We start from the raw sequence: 20,600 nt of genomic DNA, 5'->3' as shown, positions 1-20,600 counted from the left end.
TACGCGGAACAATGGAGACAAGAAATACGGTCAACACCGAAACCAACCGGATTTAATTCCTAAACCACTCCAGTTAGTCATTTACTCAAGGTTAGAAAGGCCATACATTGGTTGTCCGGATAACAATAGTTGTGTAGGTAAACTACGTAACAGTATGGGGAGTGAAGTAACTAAGCTGGATATAGTTATCGCTACCTGCTGGCTTTTACATCTAGTGATTCTAGGATTGCTTAAATCTCGATTCCGATTCATTTCCCGGCACGTTCTGTTTTCAGATTTTGGCCTACTTTTGTATGGGCAGGATTTATTGGATACTTAACATATGAGACTTAAGAATCCAGAACAAGCAGCTGATAAGCTCAAGGAATTTGTTGAGGTAACTAAGCAAGTTGTCCCAGATGCAAGTAACGGGATTGTGTACTTGGGGACCGTTATGAAAGGTAGAAGGGAGGATGCGGATCGGCTGTCTTACATAGTTGAGAAAATACTTGACAGAGCTACTCCTGACTGGAGGCAGAATGGTGTACAGGGTGAAAACGACGGCGAATATAAGTGGTTGCGTACACAGGCCTTGAGGGGCATAGCTGCAATAGAATCAGAAATTGAGTTATCGTCAATCATTGGAGACGATGGCCCCACTGTAGCAATATCAAATCTTCATCCTTGGGCGTGGGAAAATGCTAGTTCCTTATGGATGAGTGGTTATTATCGTCAAGCGGTGCTGCAGACAGCGGTTAAAATTAACGCAGAAACCCAGAATAAGCTTAATCGAAAAGATCTTTCAGACGCCAAGTTGTTTCAACAAGCATTCTCTCTGGCAGAGGCAGAAAAGGGTAAACCTAGGTTACGTCTGAGTGAGAATGACGGAAGTGATTCTTATAAGAGCCTTCATGAGGGAGCAAGAGCTTTGGGTGAAGCCCTCTATAAAGGTGTCAGAAACCTGAATGCGCACGACGTAGCAAGCGAAGATGAAGAAGATGAACAACTATGTGTAGAGCAACTGGCTGCGTTCAGTTTATTAGCCAGATGGGTAGATAAAGCTGACGTAGTAGAAAAAGAATAGTCTTACCCGGTGTGACGAAGGGTCAGTTTCAGACCCAGCGCTTGAGTGATTTTGAGGATACTAGCAAACGAGGGATTGCCTTGCGCCGATAGTGCTTTATAAAGAGACTCTCGGTTCAGGCCGGTGTCTTTTGCTAACTGAGTCATTCCTTGGGCTTTAGCAATATCACGCAAGACCAGCTGGATTGTTTTAGCATCCCCTTCTTCGATGGCTAGGGCAAGATAGTCTTCAATATCTTTACTGTCGGCAAGATAGGCGCTGGCATCGAAACGCCGAAAGGTTACTTCACTCATAATGTTCCTTTCTGTATTTCCCGTGCTAATAATTTTGCTTGGTTAATGTCTTTGCTCTGGGATGATTTAGCTCCAACAGAAAGTCATTGAAAATATCACTTGCCTCAGTTCCGCACCACCAGTGTAGCCTGTACGCTACAGAAGTCAAGGTATTTGGAGAGATACATTAAGGCTGACTGATATTTGGTTTGAAGAGCCCCTTCGGGTGCGGCGTCAGCGTTACACAATACTTTGTGACTCGACGGTAAAACCGGCGTATCTTGATTTGCCAGTTTCATGCAGTTGTCCGGGATTTCCGGATAACTGGTAAGTATGCTGATTTGTCTGCTGTACGAAGCTAGTGTGTGGGCAAATATATGTGCTTGAAAGGCATTTGGCCCTAATGAATACATAGCTAAACACTTAGCTTCTGTTGTTGTTCACAATATCAAGTGATATCACAGAGTGTTACTCAACACGTGCCGGTATTACTCAACACGGAAGTTTTGTTTGTATCTCTTAGCTTATATTCGATGGACGTGAGAAATACTTGGATTTTGATTATCTACTCGCCACGAAGATGTTTTACTCAACACGAATTAATAAGTCCAATGTGTGGGTAGATTCTTTGACAATCTGCAGGTCTGTGAGGAAATGTTGTTTCGTATCCGCGCATTTGATAGCTATGAGTCCTGCTTGAGGAGATTCCGTGGTTGTGCAAGAAGTAGTCTCGTGCAGTTTGGTATGCTTTTCCGCCATTTTTAGCCCGGATTTGCCTGTTTTCTGGCGCAATGTCATACCCAACTGGTGTTTTGGTCTGCTTTTGTGCGTTTGTGTATGAGTTATTACCGAATTGGGGCCAATTTTGGGCTGTTTAGGGAAATACCTCATACATAAACTGAGATGGTGTTGGGAGATATGGCAACTAATGTTCCGGTTGCTTGGGTGAAGCCGAAGATTACATAAAAGTAGGGCGTTCGGGTATGACCGAGGTTGTCGGTGCTGTTATCTTCGAGTGATGTTAGGTCAAGTAGCTCGATGGCCGAAGCCGTATCAAGTCTGCCATTGATGGCAAAACCAACATGTTCTCGAGTGCATACATCAATAATGTTGCATATTTTGATCATTTCCCACGTCGGGGTCGAATCGAACCAGAAATCTGGTGCCCACATATTTTTCGCGTATTGACCAGATTCTAAGGAAGGTTTACCGCGCGCACCCTACACTCTTTTTAGTGTTGTCTTGATTCAAGCACGCGAGTGTCCCGACCGGCGGTAATCCTTAACGAACTGGTGCATGCACTGGCGTAAGGGATAGTACTTATCAGGTCTGCTATCGAGGCGCTTACCCGCCGATAACCGTCGTGTGAGAGACCAACAATTTGGCAGGCAGTTCTTTGGTAATATCCCGCCCAACTAGATGCCATACCGAATCATCGCGGTGGATTAGGCTTAGAAGTTTTTCTCGGATAGTTCCTTCCACACTACTCTTTCTAGCCTAGCTTGACCTAGCAGACGCTTCAGGCGCGAGTTTTCATCACGCCGCCGGTGCAACTCTTTGGCCTCACTCTAGGTTACCTCTGCACAGGTAGCCTGCCAATGGTGCAGCTTCGCTTCACTAATACCCAGCCCGGTTTGAATCTAGCGACAGATTCGCTCTCTCTTTGAGTTCCGGGGCCTTCCCCAATATGCGAACAATCTGTTTTGGACAGTGTTTCGTAAACCTCTTCACCATTCTCCCTACACGCCGGTAGGACATCAATGAACAATACTCAAACTACCTAGAACAAAAACCATGGGGATGTCACCTCAGTGCATTATGGGTAAATCTTTACGAATTCAAAGCTACCTATCCTTGTCTTTCTCGTATCAATTGAGAAAGGTTGCATAGGGGGCTCGATAGGTTTTCCACTGCTCTACATATACAATGATACTTTTCTATCATCGTATGTGCGTAGCTGATTAACTTTTCTTTGAGTCTTTGATGGTCCCTAGCGGTTAATCACCTGAGCGTACCATAAGCAGTATTAGCTTGAATCTCACAAGTTCCTTTTGGTATGAAAGAATGAGCGCGTAGGGAGTTTTCGCTCTAGAGGTGGCGGTATTGTGTTCAATGGCGGTAGTGGTAAGCGGCAGGTCGGCGATGATGCTGGTGCAGAATGGACCTTAGCACAGCTTGTTGATATATCTTATTGGGGATTACTCAGGATTTCAGGAAGCACTAAGAGAGCTGACCAGCTTGTTTTTTGGTACTCGGCTTTTGTCATTTCTTGGATAGTTAGTTCTTTCCCATATTTTCTGCAAGATATTCTAAGTATTATTCGATCGGGGCATGAGTGTTTTGATCAACTTCGCAACAGCGATCTTGGAAGCATAGGTCAGGGGCTAGATCCTTCCCTTGCAAGCTGCTGGGAGGCCCCGATTGGGTGGCCAAGTCAGTTTGACTACTTCAGTATCCTTTGGCTTTTCATAATCTTATGTTTTGTCATTTCAGTCTGGTTTTTGACAAGACTTAAAGTCGTAAAAGCGACTAGGTACGCAGTCGCCCTTGTGATTCAAATCTTTATCTTCGTTTTGCAGCTTTTGGTGTGGGCAGTTTTCTCCGTAGTTGTTAGTGGTTACGAGGTGAAGTTTGTTGTCTTAGCATGTCTGGGGTGGGGAGCTACTCTCTTTTTGATTGTGCTAATCTTTCCGTTTGGTAGTGGCTACTATTCCGGGTTGTTGCAGAACCTGAGGTACATGTTGTTTACTAGGACAGGTGAGACTGCGGTTGGGAAACCAGAAGCCCGTAAAATAGCTTTTATCGTGATCAGTGCGGCAGTTCTGGCAGTGGTTTTGCATTCTCTCAGTGGGCTGAACTATGTTTTGGTGCTGTTTCTGCTCTTGGCAATTGTGCTATCTCTCTACCAGAACTCCCAAACGGGAAGGCCATTGTTTTCTTTAGCGTTAAAAACTCTCGTGTTTTTCTCTCTGGTGTCTATTTCGATTCTTCTAGCAGTGTTTACTGGGAAGACTGAAGCGACTGGTGGTCTGGTATCTGCGCTAGGCGTGTTTGTTTCCGTGTATCTAGCTGTTGAGAGACTCATGTCAATATCGAAAGATATCACCTCGATTGTAAGAGAGTACAGTGTCTTGTTCTATGCTGAAATAGAATCGGACTTCGAGTTTGAAGAGAAGAAAGTCGCCCAAAGGTACATTGACGTTAGGGTCCTTAGCAGTAAATCGCTCGAACATGAGATTGTCATCCAGCTAACTATTCGGGCACTCCTATTAGGCCACGATCGTGAACTATCAATCGAGAAATCGCAGATAAAAAGTGAACTGTTCCATCTGAAACAACTATATTCAGATGCGGGCTACTTGAGATACAAAATGCACGTAGACTATACCGTGTTAGTTTCTGCGCAGACAGAGTTCGCAACACAACCTGATAGTAAAGAGAAAGCCGGAGAGCTACTCAAAGAGCTTGAAAAGATACTGAAGTACGATAAACAGGAACTATTTCCGGTTCATTTGTTTGGAGACTATTGTGAACTACTCGAGTATCTGGGCGACTCCAAGGGAATCGTTGATTTCTATGAAGACTTTGGTTCGTATTGGGGTTATAAGATGTCAAACGCTACCGGAAAGATTGTCATGAAGGCCTATCGAGAAGTCAAGCCTGAGAACTATGAGAGGAAGTTAGAAGAGATTGCTGAGCTGTTGGATGGTTTGCCTAACTAACGTGTTCGGTTCTGTTACGTAGAATACTAATGATATTCGTGCCAGCACTCTGGCGAGTGGGTTAGCTCCGGATCGGCCGGGCAGGAGGACGTCGCCACCATTAATGGTGACGGTGCCGGCGGTGGCGGGATCCTCAATGCCGTCGAACGGCAGGATGTGCGCGTCCTCGTTGAACGGGAGGACCTGCGGGGCCGCATAGCTGGCAGGCGCGAGAGCAGCAATCGGCGCTAAAACCAGGGTGACGAGGGAGGCCGCAGCCAACCCGGCAACAGTTTCACGAATTCGTATCTGAATAAAATCTTTCAAACATAAAACGGTAATAATGTCGCAGATATTTTACCGCTGAACAGTGCTTGCGAGGGTGCTGTGCAGGGTGGAGTGCGGCACGGGAAATGTACTTGCCGTTCGGTTGTACCCCGTAAATCTCTATTGCCGCTCGGCATGCCTCTATATGTTGTAAATATTCTTCTCCGAACTACCGACTAATATGGTAGGAAATCCTTAAGACTGGCACCTATGCGTACTCGCTGTCGGATTCTAAGCTTAGACTATCTACGCAAGATACAATCTAGTTCGTATTCTATGTATCCTCGCCATCAAATAGAGTGTTCAAACTGGCTACGACGTAATCCTTCCATGCCATAAGTGTAATGAGGTTTCCCTTTTATTATTTGTAAATCTAATTTAGTTAATACAAAACAACGTGGAAATAGCAATCATCGACTGAATTGACGGAAAAGAACCATAGTGCATCAAACCAAGATGCCTCCTGTATCTTATAGCTTCTTTTGATGTAGTCGTTTATTTTGCATCATTTGTTGTAGGTGAGGTTTGGCTTTTAGCTAGGGAAAATAGGGAAGAAAAATATCCAATATACCCAGTGACGCCCTGTACAATTGCAAGACCAATTATAATTGCCGCTCCCTTTTCTAATAGACCGATGTTGTGATAATTAAAGTCTGGTAACCTTTCGTGTAAAAACAACATAAAAAAGATACCGGCTAGGAATGGGGAAAAGACCCTCTTAACTAAATGGTCGCGTTCATTTTTAAACACGGCATACGATATACATGAAGTGATATACATGAAAATCGCAGCGCATACGAAAACCTTTACTGCCTCCGTTCCGTTGCTAAATCGCGGACCAAAATGAATATATGCAGGAAGGGGTACAATAATCATAATGATTGGAACTATATAAGACAGTATATTCCTCAACGGTGCCGGCAGTATATTCTTCAACCAAATCGAAAGTCTGGTAGACATCATAGCCACAATCATAGGCAGGCACATTACGATAAAAAGCATCGGGTTTGTCATATTTTCTTATCCTCTGCACGATTTTTCGGGATTGAATATGTTTACGACACATACTTTAGTGTAATTTGCCGCTGTTTTTAATCAATACCGAGAAGCATGTCGTGTGGGAGTCTCTCTTCTCAGCAATGTGCTTAACCAACTTAATTTTCTTCACAACTGTCAGTATTGGTCATGCTATTGGAGTGTTCTAGTCTTTTGGTCTAAGTGATTTGAGCGTTGCTCATTGATGTCCTGCCTGTGGGGAGGACGGGTGAATGATGGAGAAGCTTGCGAAACGCACTCCAAAACAGATTGTTCGCAAGTTGGAAAAGACTCGGGAACTCAAAGTGAGCGAACCTGCCATGACTTAGATTTTGACCGAGATGGGTATTAGTGAAGCGGCGCTGAAGCGTTGGTCGGCTACCTGTGGAGAGGTGACCAAGAGTGAGGTTAAACAGTTGCGGGCTGCGTGATGAGATACCGTGCCTGAAGCGTCTGCTAGGTTAAGCCGAGCTAGAAAAGCGGCGTCGAAAGAAGTATTGTAGACAAACTTCCATGCCCAGTTCACTAAGGATTTCCGTTAGGCTACACCTGGTCAGCACCCGAAAGATGTGTGGACGCTGGATTTCTGGTTCGATCCGACCTTGGCGTGGGAAGATGGTCAAAATACGCGACATTATTGAGGGGTACACCCAAGAACATGTTGCTTTCGCTATCGACGACAGACTTGGTGCAGCCTCGGGCATCGAGCTACTTGCTCTGGCATCACTCGAAAATGGTTGTAGACCAAGGGTGATTTGTATGGGTAACGGGTTTGTTTGATCGTTTCACAACCGGATACGAGATGAACTCTTTGAAGATAACGGCATCTAGAACTTCACTCATGCCCAAATCCTCATAGACCATAGTCACAGCGTTATATCAACTTCCATCTGCATTCCTCGCTGGGCTACCTCAGCCCACGAGAATATGCGCAACAATGGAGACAAGAAAACACGGTCAGCACTTAAGCCAACCGGATTTAATTCCTAAACCACTCCAGTTAGTCATTTACTCAAGGTTAGAAAGGCCATACATTGGTTGTCCGGATAACAATAGTTGTGTAGGTAAACTACGTAACAGTATGGGGAGTGAAGTAACTAAGCTGGATATAGTTATCGCTACCTGCTGGCTTTTACATCTAGTGATTCTAGGATTGCTTAAATCTCGATTCCGATTCGTTTCCCTACACGTTTTGTTTTCAGATTTTGGGCTACTTTTGTATGGGCAGGATTTATTAGATACTTAATATATGAGACTTAAGGATCCAGAACAAGCAGTTGATAATGGCGTAGCCTAGTTTTCCGTCCAGTTGGTTTAAGGGTTGACCGTGTTTTCTTCTCTCCATTGTTCCGCATATTGTCGTGGGTTGAGGTAGCCCAGCGAGGAATGTGGATGGAAGTTATTGCAGCGCCGTGACCAGTGAGCCACCAATGTGTGAGCGTGTTCTAGGTTCTCGATGCTGTTATCTTCGAGAAGTTCATCTCGTATCCGGTTGCTAGACGACTCAACAAACCGGTTATGCCAAGGCTGGCCGGGTGGAATAAACGCCTGAATCGTGTCATCCTCGCCAGCCCATTCATGTAAGGCGTGAGAGATGAATTCAAGTCCGTTATCCACCCGGATCACACGCAGTCTGCCATCACGTACGAGTGATGCCAAGTCAAGTACTCAATAACTGAGGCAGCATCAAGCTTGTTATCGACACTAAAGGCGACATGTTCACGGGTATATTCATCGATGATGTTGCAAATCTAGATTATCTTCCCATGCCAGATCGACTCAAACTGGAAGTCTAGAGCCCATACATCTTTGGAGTATTGACTAGGCAGCACCTCGCGATGATCTTTACCAGTTAAACGCATACGTTTCTTCCTTGGTAACACACGTAGGCCTTCCTCACGCCATAAGCAACGAAATGTTTCCCGACACACCCCATACCCTTGTGCTAGCGCTGTAACCCAAGCACGCCGGTGTCCCCACCGGCGGTAATCCTTAGCAAACTCGTGCATCCACTCGCGCAAAGACGCGTACTTATCAGGCTTGTCATCATCTGCTCTGGCACGCTGGTAAGCGCTGCGTGAGAGCCCAACAATCAGGCAAGCCAATCTTTGGCAATAGCCCAGCTCGATCAGATGTCATACCGCATCGTGGCGGCGAGCTGGGCTTAAAAGTTTCCCTCCGACAATTCCTTCCACGCCGCTTTTTCCGGCTCTGCCTGACCTAAAAGGCGCTTGAGACGTGAGTTCTCTTCACGCAAACGCTGTAACTCTTTAGCCTCACTCTTGCTCATCGAACCGTAAGTAGCTTGCCATCGGTGTAGTGTGGCTTCACTAATTCCAAGTACGGTCAGGATCTGGACAGTGCTCGATCCTGATTCTCTCATCTGCCGAGCCTTATCAAGCTTACGAACAATTTGTTCTGGAGTGTGTTTACTAAACTTTTTCACCATTGATCCATTCTCCCTACCCACAGGCAGGGTATAAACAGACAACACTCAAGTCACCTGGACCTAAACACTTAGGGCACTCTAAATGTTCATCTTAAAAACCCTTGCTCAATCACGGTTTCCCTGTATACGGGCTCTATATTGATAGCAACAATATAGTGAGAACACAGAACAATCAGGTTCGCAAAGATTTCATGCTTGTACTTGTGCCCTAACTGCGCAGGAGAGATTATTCCAGACAACGAAATCTTAGTCGCAAAGATTCCAGTTCTGACAAATGGCTCGGGAACGGGAGCGGATCAAATACAAAATTAGGTTACTGGGAGCCTGTCTGAGCACGGCTCAAATGGACTGTGGCTACGCGAAACTTGATGCTATATCGGGGTACAATTTCGTGCGGAGAATGGGCATCGCCTGCACCTGTAATTCGTAGAGGAGACCTGCCCTCAAAAGATATGCGAATTACCTAAGCTCTATGCAGTATTTCTTCGTAGGTTGAATTCCGTAGGCTTTGCCTTCTAAACCAGACCCCACCGATTTTGGAATAAGTTCGCCAAAATTTCTTTCCTCTGATTCATTCGTCTTTCCTTCATCTCTATCTGCCTTTGACCAGTTGCTAAGGACAAGCCGATATTTCGGATGGCTTGAACATGAGAAACAACCTCATCATGAAAAGCTTGATCATTTTGAATATTAAAATCCAATTTCGGAACCGGCACCGATGAGATTACATCCGTGCCGCGGGCAAAAAACCCTCCCCTAAATGGGCTACCACGTTTACGCAGGAACAGTTCGATTTCAGGTTGGGCTAGCAATCCAAGGACAAAATCCAAGTCATAGCCGGTGTCTCGAGGGAATAATGCGACCTCTCCTGCAGTGCCACCAGATTGGAAAGCGATTCCTTGACTGTCCAGGCCATATTTGTCGCCACGTTGATTAACTGAATAAAATATCTTTGGATGTTGAGTTGCGTAACCGAGAGCTTGCCCTCGTCCGTAGGCATAAAACGCCCCACCGTCCTTCATCTGCCGCTGAGCTCCTTTGTCTCGCTTGAGGAGTCGCTCTCTATATGCGACAAGATATTGGTACGTTAGCGGATACTGTTTCTTTATAGTTTGTTCGGAGATTAAGGACTTGCCCGAAGGTCGTGAAGGGTCATCACAATATGGAAATAGGAGATATGAATCGCTTTCGACGTACTGAAAAGATTGGACTCCCTTCGAATCATCAAGATAAGGAACTAATAGGTCGCTCTCGATTGTCCAAACACTTGAGCGCTTGGAACCACGAAGTCTCGCTGAAAACGTTACGGTCCCATCATTGTTTTTAGTGGCATTCTTAATTAAAAAGACATCATTTGCAGACGTTTGTAGCCCGTTTTTGGGTTCGACAATCTCACTAAGTTTGATTGAATTTTGTCGGATTGCTCTAAGAATTGCTTCCTGACGTGCATTTGCAGGGAGCACCCAGGGTTCCGAGGACGGCGAGGGCAGCCAATCGTCACGTTCCAATGGGTACATTGGTGTTACAGTAGAGATTTCATCAACAGAGGTTGGTTCAGCATACATGATCTTAGACTTCTTGTCTTTACTAGCCACAAGACCACAAACATAAATCTGCTTTTCTTCAAAAACCGGGTGGTAAGTGAAATTCTGTAGCCAAATTACATGAACGTTTGATGCCAAGAGCTGTCGAAACAAGGCCCCAGAAACGACTGTCATCCACTTGTTTGGAATCACCACACCGATAACACCATGTTTTGTCAGCTTAGTGATGCCAAATTCCACGAAAGCAAAGTACTTGTCCCATTGACGAAGAAGAGAGGAATATGAAGACTCGATAATTGTGAACTCGTTCTGGTTAATCTTTCGCATGTCTTCAGTAGAAACGTACGGCGGGTTCCCTAAAACAACATCAAAATCATTAAAACCTGCTCCTATGAGATCGATGGCATAGATAGGGTCGTCAACCCAGTCGGGATGTTCCAGGGAAGGGCGCACAAGGCTATTCCCATGAATAATGTTGTTTCCTATATCAGGCAGAATACCCTTACCTGTGGGGAGAGTTTCTAGAGTTTCATCCTCAAGCAGGGCCACAAGAATGCTGAACTTAGCAACTTCAACTGCATTGAAATCAATATCAATCCCAAACAATTGCCTTCTCGCTATTTTCACTTTATCGGTAAACGGAAGTGTATAGTCGTTGGGGGCTCGTTTGACTAAGCTAGATTCGTTGTTAGAAGCCAGTTTACTAGTAACTGCCAAATCTACAAGCTTCCGATAAACGGTAACAAGAAAACGACCTGACCCAATCGCAAAATCGAGAATTTTTGGACACACCACTGAGTCATCAAGTTCATTGAGAGCTTGCTCGACGACAGCGTCTACGAGCGGTTGCGGCGTTGTTACAACGTCTCTGTGCAAATATTGAGACTTTTTCTGAAGAGTTACTGTAGGGACACCGGACTCACTTTGACCGATACGGAGCCCCTCTACAAGGGACTGTTCGTATACTCTTCCTAGAAATTCTGCATCTAAAACGGCATATGAAAACGGTGATGTCGGCGCATATAGGCGGTCAATAATATCCAGCAGTGTGTTTCCGCCCACCATAGATAAGGGACTGCGATTATTCGGTGATTGCTTGAACAAGCCTGTATTGTATCGTTTATCCATTTGCGCAAATAACGCATTTACGGACACGATATCTTTGCTGGCTCTATTTCGCAGTTCATCTTTGAGTTCGAGCCCGCGGTCCTCGCACATTCGAATAAAAAGGAAACGGTTGATTATCAACTGCACCAAATCGTTGAGACTGGTCTCATCTATAGATGGCTGATTCGTCAGTATACTAGCACCCAACTCGACCCGCCATTGTCGCAAATGTTGAAGAAACTGTGTTCCGGCAGGGAGATATTGGACGGGTCTGTGTGCGGAAACAAGCTCTTCCCATTCCTCGGTACCTACACTTGCGCGGGAAAGATACTTAGAAAGTGTCTCGTACTCATTCTTTAATTCCGTGTATTTAATCTTGAAGAGTAATCCCGTTTCGGGCCGGTCGCACTGTTCATCGACTGGAACAGATGCATCATAAATTAAGAGCAGCCGGAAATTGGTCAATACGACAATAGGATGCTCATCCGTGTATCCGTATCGGCGAGCTTGAAAAATAGCCGAAGTATCTTCATCAATTTTTACAGATGGCTTCTTAGCTTCAACGTAGAATTTAGGGATTCCATGAATGCGAAATGTATAGTCTGGGCGCTGGCTATTACGGTTAGTCCTTTCCACGACTACTTCACGTTTCGAAGGGTATAACAAGGCGTTGTTATTGACATCCCACCCAAGCAATATGAACAGCTTGTCGATGAACTCGAGGCGAGTCTCTGCCTCGGTGTAATGTGAAGCATCCGTATAAATCTGTTCGCCTGCGCGAAAAGAATCAGCTAACTGCGAGAGTTGATTTTCGATAGTTTTCATTTCCCTACATTCCTAGTTCGCCGATTTAGCATCTTATTTCTTGCTTTCTCCATCACGTCCAAGATCTCGCGATCGACTCCTATTGCTGATGCAATGAGCGTATTTTGTTTTGGGAGCAGTTCTCTAATGGAGGTACCCTCGTGTAATGCCCAGTCAACAGCTTCAAAAGCACTTGTATCCCTGAGAATCGGAATGGGCGTTTTTCGAATTTCGCTCGGCACAAGTTCTAAGACTCCGCCACCGTAAGTTCTTCCGTTTAGTTCACAGGCCAATAGCGTCAGTGAATTTATCCACCCTAAGGTTAACTGTGTCGGTTGAAGCGTTGAAGTTATTCTATAAGCTGTGTCGGTTGTGAGTGCCTCCAGTTCATTGAAGATGAGTCGTGGAGCTTCATGCGCACGTTTAAGTAAGCCAATGTTAGTTGAATATACCGACGGAACCTGCCACCATGGTTCACGAATCCTCGTCTTGTAACGCATTTGAAGTCCTTGTGACTCTCCTAACTCCAAATAGCTTCGAACCCCCAGAGGAAGATCTTTCCAACTACATCCGTTCAAATCTAGAAAAAGACAAGGAAGGTCAGATTCAAGATTGCGGAGATGGTCTGTCTCTGAATACGACAGGCCATGAACATGGGAACTTCGGCCAAAAATAGGACGCAAATAATCGTACAGGGAGTATTTGTCTGCTATCGACTTTGATACCACGAAAAACGAATTTGCTCCAGTAACGATGCCCACTTGGACTTTTGCGATGTCTGAAAAGTTTTTAACGCTATCGTTGGCAGAGAGCAAGTGAAAAGCTTCTCTTTCTTCGGCGCTTAACAGTCCGTCCATCCATTTTTCGGGGCTAACATCATATTCAGTAAAACACGCGAGATCAAAAATTTTAGAAAGAGGTATTTTCGAGAAGTCGTCAGAAGTGACTTTCTCAAAGGCAAGCAAAGGTTTTTGAGTGCTTCCCTCTTGTCTCCGTATCGCTGCCACAAGCACAATTCGCTGTAGTGTGCCGTCAAAGAGAAGCTCATCGGTGTCTAGCACAAGAATGCGTTCGCACGTACGGAGGAGAAATTCCCTAGCCGCACCTGAATGTAACACGTTTAGGATTTCTGCAGGAATAACCATTGCTAACCTGCCCCCGGGGCTGAGTTCTGTGAGCGCCTTGATAAGAAACGGTACCCATGCGTTTGTGCGTTTAGTGAAAGATAGGTTTTGGGAAGCGTATAAATTCTTAGCTTTAAGCTGGGAATGAGCGCTGAGATATTGATACCTGATGAAAGGTGGATTGCCAACAATTGCGTCGAATTTTGTATCGGGATCAAAATCTAAGTAATCCATGTTGATTACTTGACCATCTAGTCGGTCTAGCCTTTCCCTAGATTTTCGCGCCTCTACACTGTCGAGCTCTACTGCTGTGACTTTGCGTGGACCAAAAGCAAGGTGAGACATCGCTTCAAGGAAAACTCCGTCACCAGATGATGGCTCTAACACAGATTCTGCTCTAGTAGTTGCCCACGTAGCAAGAAAGTTTGCTACCGCCCATGGAGTGTAAAATCCCCCTCGTAGTTTTTCAGAAGTTTCAAATTCAGCCATCTTCATACGATTAATTTTCTTTCAACTTAACAGAATTTGTCTTTGACCGCATACCACAGATCTCATAAATCTTGCAATCTAACGCGGCGCAGATTCGCGCTAGAAAGTTGGTGGTGACCTTCCCGTCACGCCCGAGTTTAGCTATTGCTGCTGGAGACAGCCCGGTTTGGTGGCGTAGATCTCCGCGTGTCATTACGCGGTCGATGAGGAGTTTCCACAAGGGTTTGAAAGTTATAGTCACTTTATTTCGTCTACTTCTGCCTCGGTGTTCCACGTGAATCCGTAGAGTGCTTCGGTGTCTTCACCGAGGTGAATGATCTGGTTTTCGGCCACGTGTGTTCTGTTCCCATGCCGCATGCCTTGGTGGCATCGAACGAGAAGAAAACTTGTTTGGATTCGTGTGCTCCGCTGGTCAGGGTTCGAGTCTGGGCGTAAACGTTGAGTAGCTCACGCACTTGTGCAAAAGTCACGGATTTTATCATTGCCGAGTCGTGAATGACAAACGGCAATGGTGTAGTAGTGAGCGCGGCGAGATCAAAAATGATAAGGTTTTTAACTTTGGATCCAGATCCTCGATCTCCGTTGTGGGGGAAGCTGTAGGACACGCTTTTTGTTGCTGCCTTGAATGAGAATTGTGGGCTCTTGCGATGTTGATTTGGGTAGAGCACGTCATTGGTGGTTTTTATCTGTGCGTTGATTGTGTCAGTCAGATTCCCGAGTAGGCTCGGGATGACTTCGGCGATATCCTGCTTGAGCTTTTTGCTTTCTGCCTTGAGCTCCTCGTTGCGGTCGAAGGCGCGGCTTTGTTCATCGAGCCGACTTATCCGTGCTTGCACTCTGGTGGATTGTCCGTAGGTTTCATCATCAAGCGAGACTGATTCCCCCAACGCCAAAATTTGACCTTTGAGGTTGTCGATGGCCAGCATCAGCGCGGCGGCCTGGGAAGGGTGACAACGTTGCTGTTCAAGCAGTTGTTCTTCGAGGATTCCAGCGAACTGATGATGGTAGTACTCGATCGTCTCTAGGGGCTTACGGTTAGCATCGGGGAAGAATTTGTGGAATTCGCCGAGATAGCGGGTGGTGATCAGGGTCTTGCCAGAAAGCGTGGCCTCCACGATCGCTAGGTGGCTGTTGATCGCATCGAATTCTTGAACCAGCGGGCGCGTCTGTGCGCGTTTTAGTACCTGTTCTTGTCGTGCTTTCCGCTTGGCCTGGAAAAGATCTAGGTCAACGTGGGTGCGCAACTGCTTGGCCTCGCTTTGAGCTTCGATCAGTTCTCGTTGAGCTGCGTTGCGTTCTCTCTTCGTGGTGAACTTGATGTAGCTGGAGTACTTTCCCTTGGCCATGGCGTTGAGCATGGAGGCTTCTTTGTTCACCTGGCCGTAGCGAGATTGGATGCGTTCGATCTCGTCGTAGACACCGAACAAATCCAGTTGTGCTTTGGCTCCATCGGTGTCGTTCGCTCCAGCAGCTGCAGTCAAAGGTCGATCCAGTAAGGCCATGTTGCGCCCATCGACACGGCTGAACCGTCCGACGAGTTCACACCACGTCCCCCCCGTCTGTTGCAGCGCGTAATGCTCGAGAAGGAAGCTCTGGTAGTCGTCGATGTCGAGCTCTTCTTCTGCGTATTTCCACGCAGGGTCGTTGTAGCGGGTGACGAAACCATGCTGATTGGTTGCTCGGCTGAAATGGTGATCTTTACCGTCGAAGTGGAGGGTGACGTAGATGGTGTGGTGCCCGACTGTTTGTGGGAACAGCACCGCTTCGGATTTGAGGAAATCGTTGCCTGAGTATACGAAATCGATGATTTGCAGCAGCGTCAGAGCGTCGATGAAATCTTTGGTGTGTAGATCTGGTGCTGGGACGCGGTGGAGTTCCAAAATTGAGATCGGGTAGTTGTTTACGGCTTTGAGGATAGTGACGAAGTCGGCAAGCACGGATTCATTGAAACGGTAGAGTTTGTTCGGCAGACGGATCACAGTATCTGCCTCCGGGGCTTGAACAGATCACAGATCTGGGTCAGGAACGATACCACGACACCGCAGGCGCATTCATCAACTTGATCATTTAACAACAGCGACACGTTGGATCGGCACAATTCGGCGATATCTTGCGGCGTGTGCCTGAACTCGTATTTCTTGCCATATGGCTTGTACAAGGCGGCGAAGTCATCAGCCGTGTATCCATCCTCGTCTGAGTCAAGGAACATGATCGAATCTGAGTCGGCCTGCCGGTCGTGGGAGGAGATACCTAGCGGCCTGCCGCACTTTGCACAGCCGCGCGAGCGTGCGAGAAGAAGTTTCTCATAACGCATGCGAGCTGCTTGCATAGTGATATCGGCAAGTACCTTAATCTTCCCGTTATCGGTGCCCGCTTTCGCTTGAAAGATCTCGACAAGGAGCCGTGCTACATCGTCAGGGAAACGATCGAGCCGAACCCGCTCGCCGTAGGAGGCGATGTTAGCAGTGATCAACTGCTGAGTCTCAAGTTCAAGACCGTCGATCATGGTGACGAAATTCTTGATTCTCCAACGGGCAGTGATCGCCTTGGCTAGCTTCTTCGTAAATACCTTGTCAGTTAAGGCTATCCTCTCCAACGTCGCATCACTGGGCAATGTGTAAGGGCCAGCGCGCGTTACCCACTCGGCTTCGGTCACGGTCGTGAACATCGAAATCAGCTCCCGCAAATACGGAGCGTGAGCAAGACCTCTAGGAACAAGTGGATGAGGTGTGTCAGCCAGCTCAAATAACTTCATCACCCTCCTGCCCTCAAAAGTCTCATGTTTTCTCACGGCAGCGAACAGCAATGTTTGTAGTCTGAAAACAGCTTTTCGGACAACACAACGTTGAATCGCGTTCGTGAAGAACTTCTTCGCATTCTACTGCACCATGCGGCAGAAGGTCGGTACGACACGAGCGCGGTCTCTCGACGCGGTGTTTCGAAGAGTAGGGCTCACGCAGTCGATGGCGTGAACATGACGGAGTGAACCAGCCACATCCGTGGCAGGTGCTCCTACAAGGTTCCGCTTGCTGATCACACAAGGCCGTCAACCATTAAGAGAAACAAATGGCAGCTATCCCGTTGTGGGTGCCCGCCTTCTCGTTTCTCTACCCTGTCGCGGCCTTTGATGGGTTGACACCCGAGCTTGCTTCCTCGAGTGGGTCTCCCTTTACAAGAACGGAACCCCACTCATGGGATCCCTTACCTATACGTCCGTTCTCGGCGATCCAATCGTTGTTGAGGTCGAGGACCGTTGGATCGAGATCGTTGCTGATCTTGACCGGATTGAATACAGAAACGAACACGGATGCCACCATCAAGACCACAAAGGCATCAAATTCTGCTCGTGGGATGTCTACAACGCCTATGGCAATCAGGAAGCCGGAACCGCATCGCCGGCTGAAGACATCGTGTACGAGAACGAAACCGCTACAGAGCACGAACAAGCACTCCGTGCTGTTGGCCAGTTGCTGGCCAATCTGATCAAGAAGCTGCCTCCTGTGCAGCGGGAAGTATTCATCGCCGTCCACATCCAACAGCACCCTGCCGTGGAGGTGGCAGCGGCACGTGGTGTGTCGAAAGTGGCGATCTCAAAAACGTTGAAGAAAGCTAGCGAGCGCCTCCGTGACGGACTGGTCTCGGCGGGGGGGGGGTAACTCCAGAGTCCTTTGTGGCCTTCCTGCGAGCGAGGCACACGGCGCTGCTCAGGAAGGACTAAACAAATGAGTACCAAGCTCAAGCTCAAGATCGGTAAACACCCCAACCCAGATGCGGCACTGTCCGCAAAGGAAATCCGCGTTACTAAGCGGATGGTGCGCGCCATCTTCGGCACCACCACACCTGCCCACAAGATGGTGATCCTCTTGCCCGGATCAGAGACCACCAACGTCGAAATCCAGATCGTTGAACCCATCGACGATCTCATGGCACTGGCCGATGCACTTGATGGCCGCTCGTGAGGTGACGCGCGATGAATATCAGCGACACAAACTTCCTCATTGATTCGATCAATGGCGCGGTTGAGATGCTCGTCGCGTTGAATCAGGACATCGAGCAAAAAGTGTGGGACTCCTTCGAGGACCATGCCGGAATGAGCGGCGAACGATCAGCTACCGCGCATCCACTCGCCGAGCCGTCAAACACTTAGCCAGCTTCTCCACAGCAACAACTTCTTACTCCCGAGCACGAGCCAGAACCGGCCGTGTCGTTGGAGGACGTGCGCGGCGTGCTCGCGCAGTTCTCAGCACAAGGTCACACGGTGAAGGTGCGTGAACTGATTGTCGAAGCCGGTGCGGAAAGGCTCTCAGCGGTGGACCCAGCAAAGTTCAGTTGGCTACTCGAACAGGCGAGGGAGATTGCTGATGGCGCCGTCCGACCACGCTCTACTCTCAGCGTCGGGTGCTCATAGATGGCTCAACTGCGCACCGTCGGCACATCTGGAGTGCGATGAGCTGGAGTCGACGTCGAATGCTGCCGAACAAGGTGCCGTCACTCACGTCCTGTCTGAGCACAAAGTCCGGCGAACACTCAAGCAGCAGTCGAAAAGGTAAGCCTCTGAGTGGATTAACGACGAGATATAACCTTGACCGACGACTATGTCGCTGCCTTACTAGAACGCATCTCCATCGCCGATGAAACCTGTAATGATGCGCAAGTGCTGATTGAGCATCGCCTCGAATTCTCCCACATTGTGCCTAGAGGTTCGGCACCGGTGGCTACGTTATCATTGCAGAACCAACCATGCAGATTATCGATCTCAAGCACGGCATGTGCGTATTCGTCGAAGCCGAACGGAGTCCGCAGCTGATGTTGTATGCCTTCGGAGCGCTCCACACCTTCGGGAACCTCTACGACATCGAGACGGTACGGTGACGATCGACCAACCACGCCGAAGTTAAAATGGACGTCACCATCACTTACGCGTTCAGGGGCAGACAACGATTCATTCTGCAGGCGGGGTTATGGGCTCCGTATGTCCCCACAGATCTAACACAAACTCATCTTTCCAGTTTTTCTTATCTCGGTAAATTCGTGGGTCAATCCACATTCCGCTATCGTCTAATTCATATTGGCGAAATAGAATTGTTGCGCCATCTTGTACGACCTTTATCCTATCATCCCTTTTACTTAGGAAACTGAGCATGTATTCAAGCTCGTCAAAATTATTCACACCTAACACCGTGGAATTCACTCGAAATTCGAGGTAACTCCCGAGTTGGTCTGGAGTCTTGAGAGCGCTGATGGCAAGGACTAGTGAATGCAGCGGAAAAATTCCGAACTTTACTGAAGAGTTTTTATCTCCAATCTCGGTGGAACTCCAAAGTAACCCGCCATAACTAGAGAAAGTTGTAATGAAACCTGCAACTTTGTCGGCAAAAGCCTTATCAGAATTAGAAGGACGCCAGCCGCTTTTCCAGTGCGTTGTTCTGGTAGCGAGTTGTGAAGTGGCCTTGGTTAAAACTACGGCGTCGAAATTTGCAGCAACGCTTGAATTGTTGACAGATAATCGATTGGCTTTACACTCGCCAATGAATACTGTTTGTGTAGCAGAACCAAACACGTCGATGTCGTCGGGATTCTTCGAACTTCTAGGATCTACCAAACTCACGGAGGAACGCCAATCGATATCGGCAGGACCCCATTTTTGAAGCAAAGCAGCAGTGACATCCTCGAAAACCTTACCTCTTGAATGCTGTGGGCTCGCCTGCATACACAGCTGTAACAGAGCATCTTCCCGTTGCATTAACCAGGCTGATCTTCCGAGTACTCGATATTTATCATCGATCTCGACAAGCGGGAAAAACGTCGGGAGGTCACTATTTAATACATCTTGAATATTGGCAGGTGATATTGAGCGGTGAGTTGCGGTTAGTTTCTGCAAAATCTCGTTCGGCACCGCATTTAGGAGCATCTCGCTGAATGCTTTTGGTAAAGAGTTCGCCCCCTTTACAACGGCTTCTTTTAAAGCATTGGTAGCTCTTGTGGCATTTCTATTGATTTGCTCAGCTATTGTTGAATTAAGGTGGTCAGAAATGCTGCAACTGTCGGAATTTGCCTCTACCCATTTGCCTATTTCTTTTGTGATCTCGGCCGTGATCCACATCATGCGCGTTTCAGGCTCTACGAGCCGATTTATTTCAAGCTGCTTAACAGCTTTACGAATAATTCGTGCATCATCGTCCTCAGATGCGATGGAAGAGATGTGTAACCACATGAGGTGTGTCGCAAGCCAACGCACGTATTTATTGAACACCTTGAGTGCTTCGTACTGGGTAGCGTTATTTCCGTTGCCGAAAACCCCAATTAACCACGCACCCCGGGCAATAGAAAAAGTCTCTCCTCCCCTTGGGGGATTATAGCAATGTAATCGATCGTGGCACTCGCCAAGCAGGAGTTCTAAGGATGCTCGAGGGTCAATTTCTTCCAAAGCAGTACAAAGTATTTGGAGGCTATCATGCGCGCAGTCTTCTATCTCATGCTTTAGAGTTTCGACTTTCTGGTGCTCCCTTTTACAGAAAGCATCCACAAAATTGCGCCAGATAACCTTCGCGCGCCCTGTAGCATATCTTAAATGCGTGTGAAAAACTCTATCGAACATTTTCCGGAGCATTTCCTCATCAATCTGCACCGTTTTGTCATTGGTCACTTTGCCACTCCTTAAACTTCATTGTTTTAAAACTACCCT

General features: G+C 47.2%; 16 protein-coding genes and 1 pseudogene. 7 read left to right on the top strand and 10 right to left on the bottom strand.

Annotated elements, in window-relative coordinates; genetic code table 11:
* Positions 1-322 precede the first annotated feature (322 nt).
* Complete coding sequence (locus BM477_RS00435; RefSeq protein ID WP_075360715.1) at positions 323-1,063, top strand: TIGR02391 family protein; 741 nt, start codon at positions 323-325, stop codon at positions 1,061-1,063.
* Between the two features lie 2 nt (positions 1,064-1,065).
* Here the strand turns inward: BM477_RS00435 and BM477_RS00430 are convergent, their stop codons facing one another.
* Positions 1,066-1,356, bottom strand: a complete 291-nt coding sequence (locus BM477_RS00430) for an addiction module antidote protein (protein WP_075360714.1) — start codon at positions 1,354-1,356, stop codon at positions 1,066-1,068.
* A gap of 2,084 nt (positions 1,357-3,440) precedes the next feature.
* On the opposite strand from BM477_RS00430, the gene BM477_RS00415 reads away from it, so the two are divergent.
* The gene (locus BM477_RS00415) at positions 3,441-5,057 is read left to right on the top strand and encodes a hypothetical protein (RefSeq protein WP_075360712.1); all 1,617 of its coding nucleotides are present in this window, start codon (positions 3,441-3,443) and stop codon (positions 5,055-5,057) included.
* Here the strand turns inward: BM477_RS00415 and BM477_RS08230 are convergent.
* From BM477_RS08230 to BM477_RS00370, 8 genes are all read right to left on the bottom strand, one after another.
* Positions 5,016-5,363, bottom strand: coding sequence for a hypothetical protein (locus BM477_RS08230; RefSeq protein WP_143230148.1), 348 nt, complete (start codon positions 5,361-5,363; stop codon positions 5,016-5,018). The two genes, BM477_RS00415 and BM477_RS08230, sit on opposite strands and share 42 nt — an antisense overlap.
* 2,349 nt (positions 5,364-7,712) lie before the next feature.
* Positions 7,713-8,015, bottom strand: coding sequence for an integrase core domain-containing protein (locus BM477_RS08590; protein ID WP_425425732.1), 303 nt, complete (start codon positions 8,013-8,015; stop codon positions 7,713-7,715).
* Positions 8,016-8,562: 547 nt separating this feature from the next.
* Positions 8,563-8,892 (bottom strand): transposase, encoded by a 330-nt coding sequence (locus BM477_RS00395; RefSeq protein ID WP_158024331.1) that lies wholly within the window; start codon positions 8,890-8,892, stop codon positions 8,563-8,565.
* Between the two features lie 470 nt (positions 8,893-9,362).
* Positions 9,363-12,323 (bottom strand): Eco57I restriction-modification methylase domain-containing protein, encoded by a 2,961-nt coding sequence (locus BM477_RS00390; RefSeq protein ID WP_075360710.1) that lies wholly within the window; start codon positions 12,321-12,323, stop codon positions 9,363-9,365.
* Entirely contained in the window at positions 12,320-13,921 is a 1,602-nt protein-coding gene (locus tag BM477_RS00385; RefSeq protein ID WP_075360709.1) for an Eco57I restriction-modification methylase domain-containing protein, read from the bottom strand. Before BM477_RS00385 ends, BM477_RS00390 begins: the two co-directional genes overlap by 4 nt.
* Positions 13,922-13,925: 4 nt before the next feature.
* The gene (locus BM477_RS00380; protein WP_075360708.1) at positions 13,926-14,156 is read right to left on the bottom strand and encodes a helix-turn-helix domain-containing protein; all 231 of its coding nucleotides are present in this window, start codon (positions 14,154-14,156) and stop codon (positions 13,926-13,928) included.
* A gap of 10 nt (positions 14,157-14,166) precedes the next feature.
* Entirely contained in the window at positions 14,167-15,894 is a 1,728-nt protein-coding gene (locus BM477_RS00375) for a DUF2326 domain-containing protein (RefSeq protein ID WP_222842256.1), read from the bottom strand.
* Positions 15,891-16,670 (bottom strand): hypothetical protein, encoded by a 780-nt coding sequence (locus BM477_RS00370; protein WP_075360707.1) that lies wholly within the window; start codon positions 16,668-16,670, stop codon positions 15,891-15,893. Before BM477_RS00370 ends, BM477_RS00375 begins: the two co-directional genes overlap by 4 nt.
* A gap of 436 nt (positions 16,671-17,106) precedes the next feature.
* Here BM477_RS00370 and BM477_RS00365 point away from each other — a divergent pair, with 436 nt between their 5' ends.
* From BM477_RS00365 to BM477_RS08585, 5 genes and pseudogenes are all read left to right on the top strand, one after another.
* On the top strand, positions 17,107-17,571 hold the full coding sequence (locus BM477_RS00365; protein WP_075360706.1) for an RNA polymerase sigma factor: 465 nt from the start codon (positions 17,107-17,109) through the stop codon (positions 17,569-17,571).
* A gap of 66 nt (positions 17,572-17,637) precedes the next feature.
* Positions 17,638-17,874, top strand: coding sequence for a hypothetical protein (locus tag BM477_RS00360; protein WP_075360705.1), 237 nt, complete (start codon positions 17,638-17,640; stop codon positions 17,872-17,874).
* Between the two features lie 11 nt (positions 17,875-17,885).
* Positions 17,886-18,062 (top strand): hypothetical protein, encoded by a 177-nt coding sequence (locus BM477_RS08510; RefSeq protein WP_245792779.1) that lies wholly within the window; start codon positions 17,886-17,888, stop codon positions 18,060-18,062.
* Positions 18,063-18,276: 214 nt separating this feature from the next.
* Positions 18,277-18,465: a DUF2800 domain-containing protein gene (locus tag BM477_RS08505; RefSeq protein ID WP_245792777.1), complete on the top strand. Its 189-nt coding sequence runs from the start codon at positions 18,277-18,279 to the stop codon at positions 18,463-18,465.
* A 32-nt stretch (positions 18,466-18,497) separates the two neighbouring features.
* Positions 18,498-18,787: pseudogene (locus BM477_RS08585) on the top strand (DUF2800 domain-containing protein).
* Positions 18,788-18,857: 70 nt separating this feature from the next.
* Here BM477_RS08585 and BM477_RS00345 read toward each other — a convergent pair.
* On the bottom strand, positions 18,858-20,561 hold the full coding sequence (locus BM477_RS00345; RefSeq protein ID WP_075360704.1) for a hypothetical protein: 1,704 nt from the start codon (positions 20,559-20,561) through the stop codon (positions 18,858-18,860).
* Between the last annotated feature and the right edge of the window lie 39 nt (positions 20,562-20,600).

The organism is Boudabousia marimammalium (assembly GCF_001936115.1).
GTDB classification, from domain to species: Bacteria; Actinomycetota; Actinomycetes; order Actinomycetales; family Actinomycetaceae; genus Boudabousia; species Boudabousia marimammalium.
The sequence above is the reverse complement of the archived record's forward strand: the minus strand, read 5'-3'. Positions and strand labels throughout refer to the sequence as shown.

What these genes read in the sequence shown, in the direction of transcription:
- BM477_RS00435 (WP_075360715.1), top strand. Translation starts at nt 323, where the DNA reads ATGAGACTTAAGAATCCAGAACAAGCAGCTGATAAGCTCAAGGAATTT.
- BM477_RS00430 (WP_075360714.1), bottom strand. Translation starts at nt 1,356, where the DNA reads ATGAGTGAAGTAACCTTTCGGCGTTTCGATGCCAGCGCCTATCTTGCC.
- BM477_RS00390 (WP_075360710.1), bottom strand. Translation starts at nt 12,323, where the DNA reads ATGAAAACTATCGAAAATCAACTCTCGCAGTTAGCTGATTCTTTTCGC.
- BM477_RS00385 (WP_075360709.1), bottom strand. Translation starts at nt 13,921, where the DNA reads ATGAAGATGGCTGAATTTGAAACTTCTGAAAAACTACGAGGGGGATTT.
- BM477_RS00370 (WP_075360707.1), bottom strand. Translation starts at nt 16,670, where the DNA reads ATGAAGTTATTTGAGCTGGCTGACACACCTCATCCACTTGTTCCTAGA.
- BM477_RS00365 (WP_075360706.1), top strand. Translation starts at nt 17,107, where the DNA reads ATGGGATCCCTTACCTATACGTCCGTTCTCGGCGATCCAATCGTTGTT.
- BM477_RS00360 (WP_075360705.1), top strand. Translation starts at nt 17,638, where the DNA reads ATGAGTACCAAGCTCAAGCTCAAGATCGGTAAACACCCCAACCCAGAT.
- BM477_RS08510 (WP_245792779.1), top strand. Translation starts at nt 17,886, where the DNA reads ATGAATATCAGCGACACAAACTTCCTCATTGATTCGATCAATGGCGCG.
- BM477_RS08505 (WP_245792777.1), top strand. Translation starts at nt 18,277, where the DNA reads ATGGCGCCGTCCGACCACGCTCTACTCTCAGCGTCGGGTGCTCATAGA.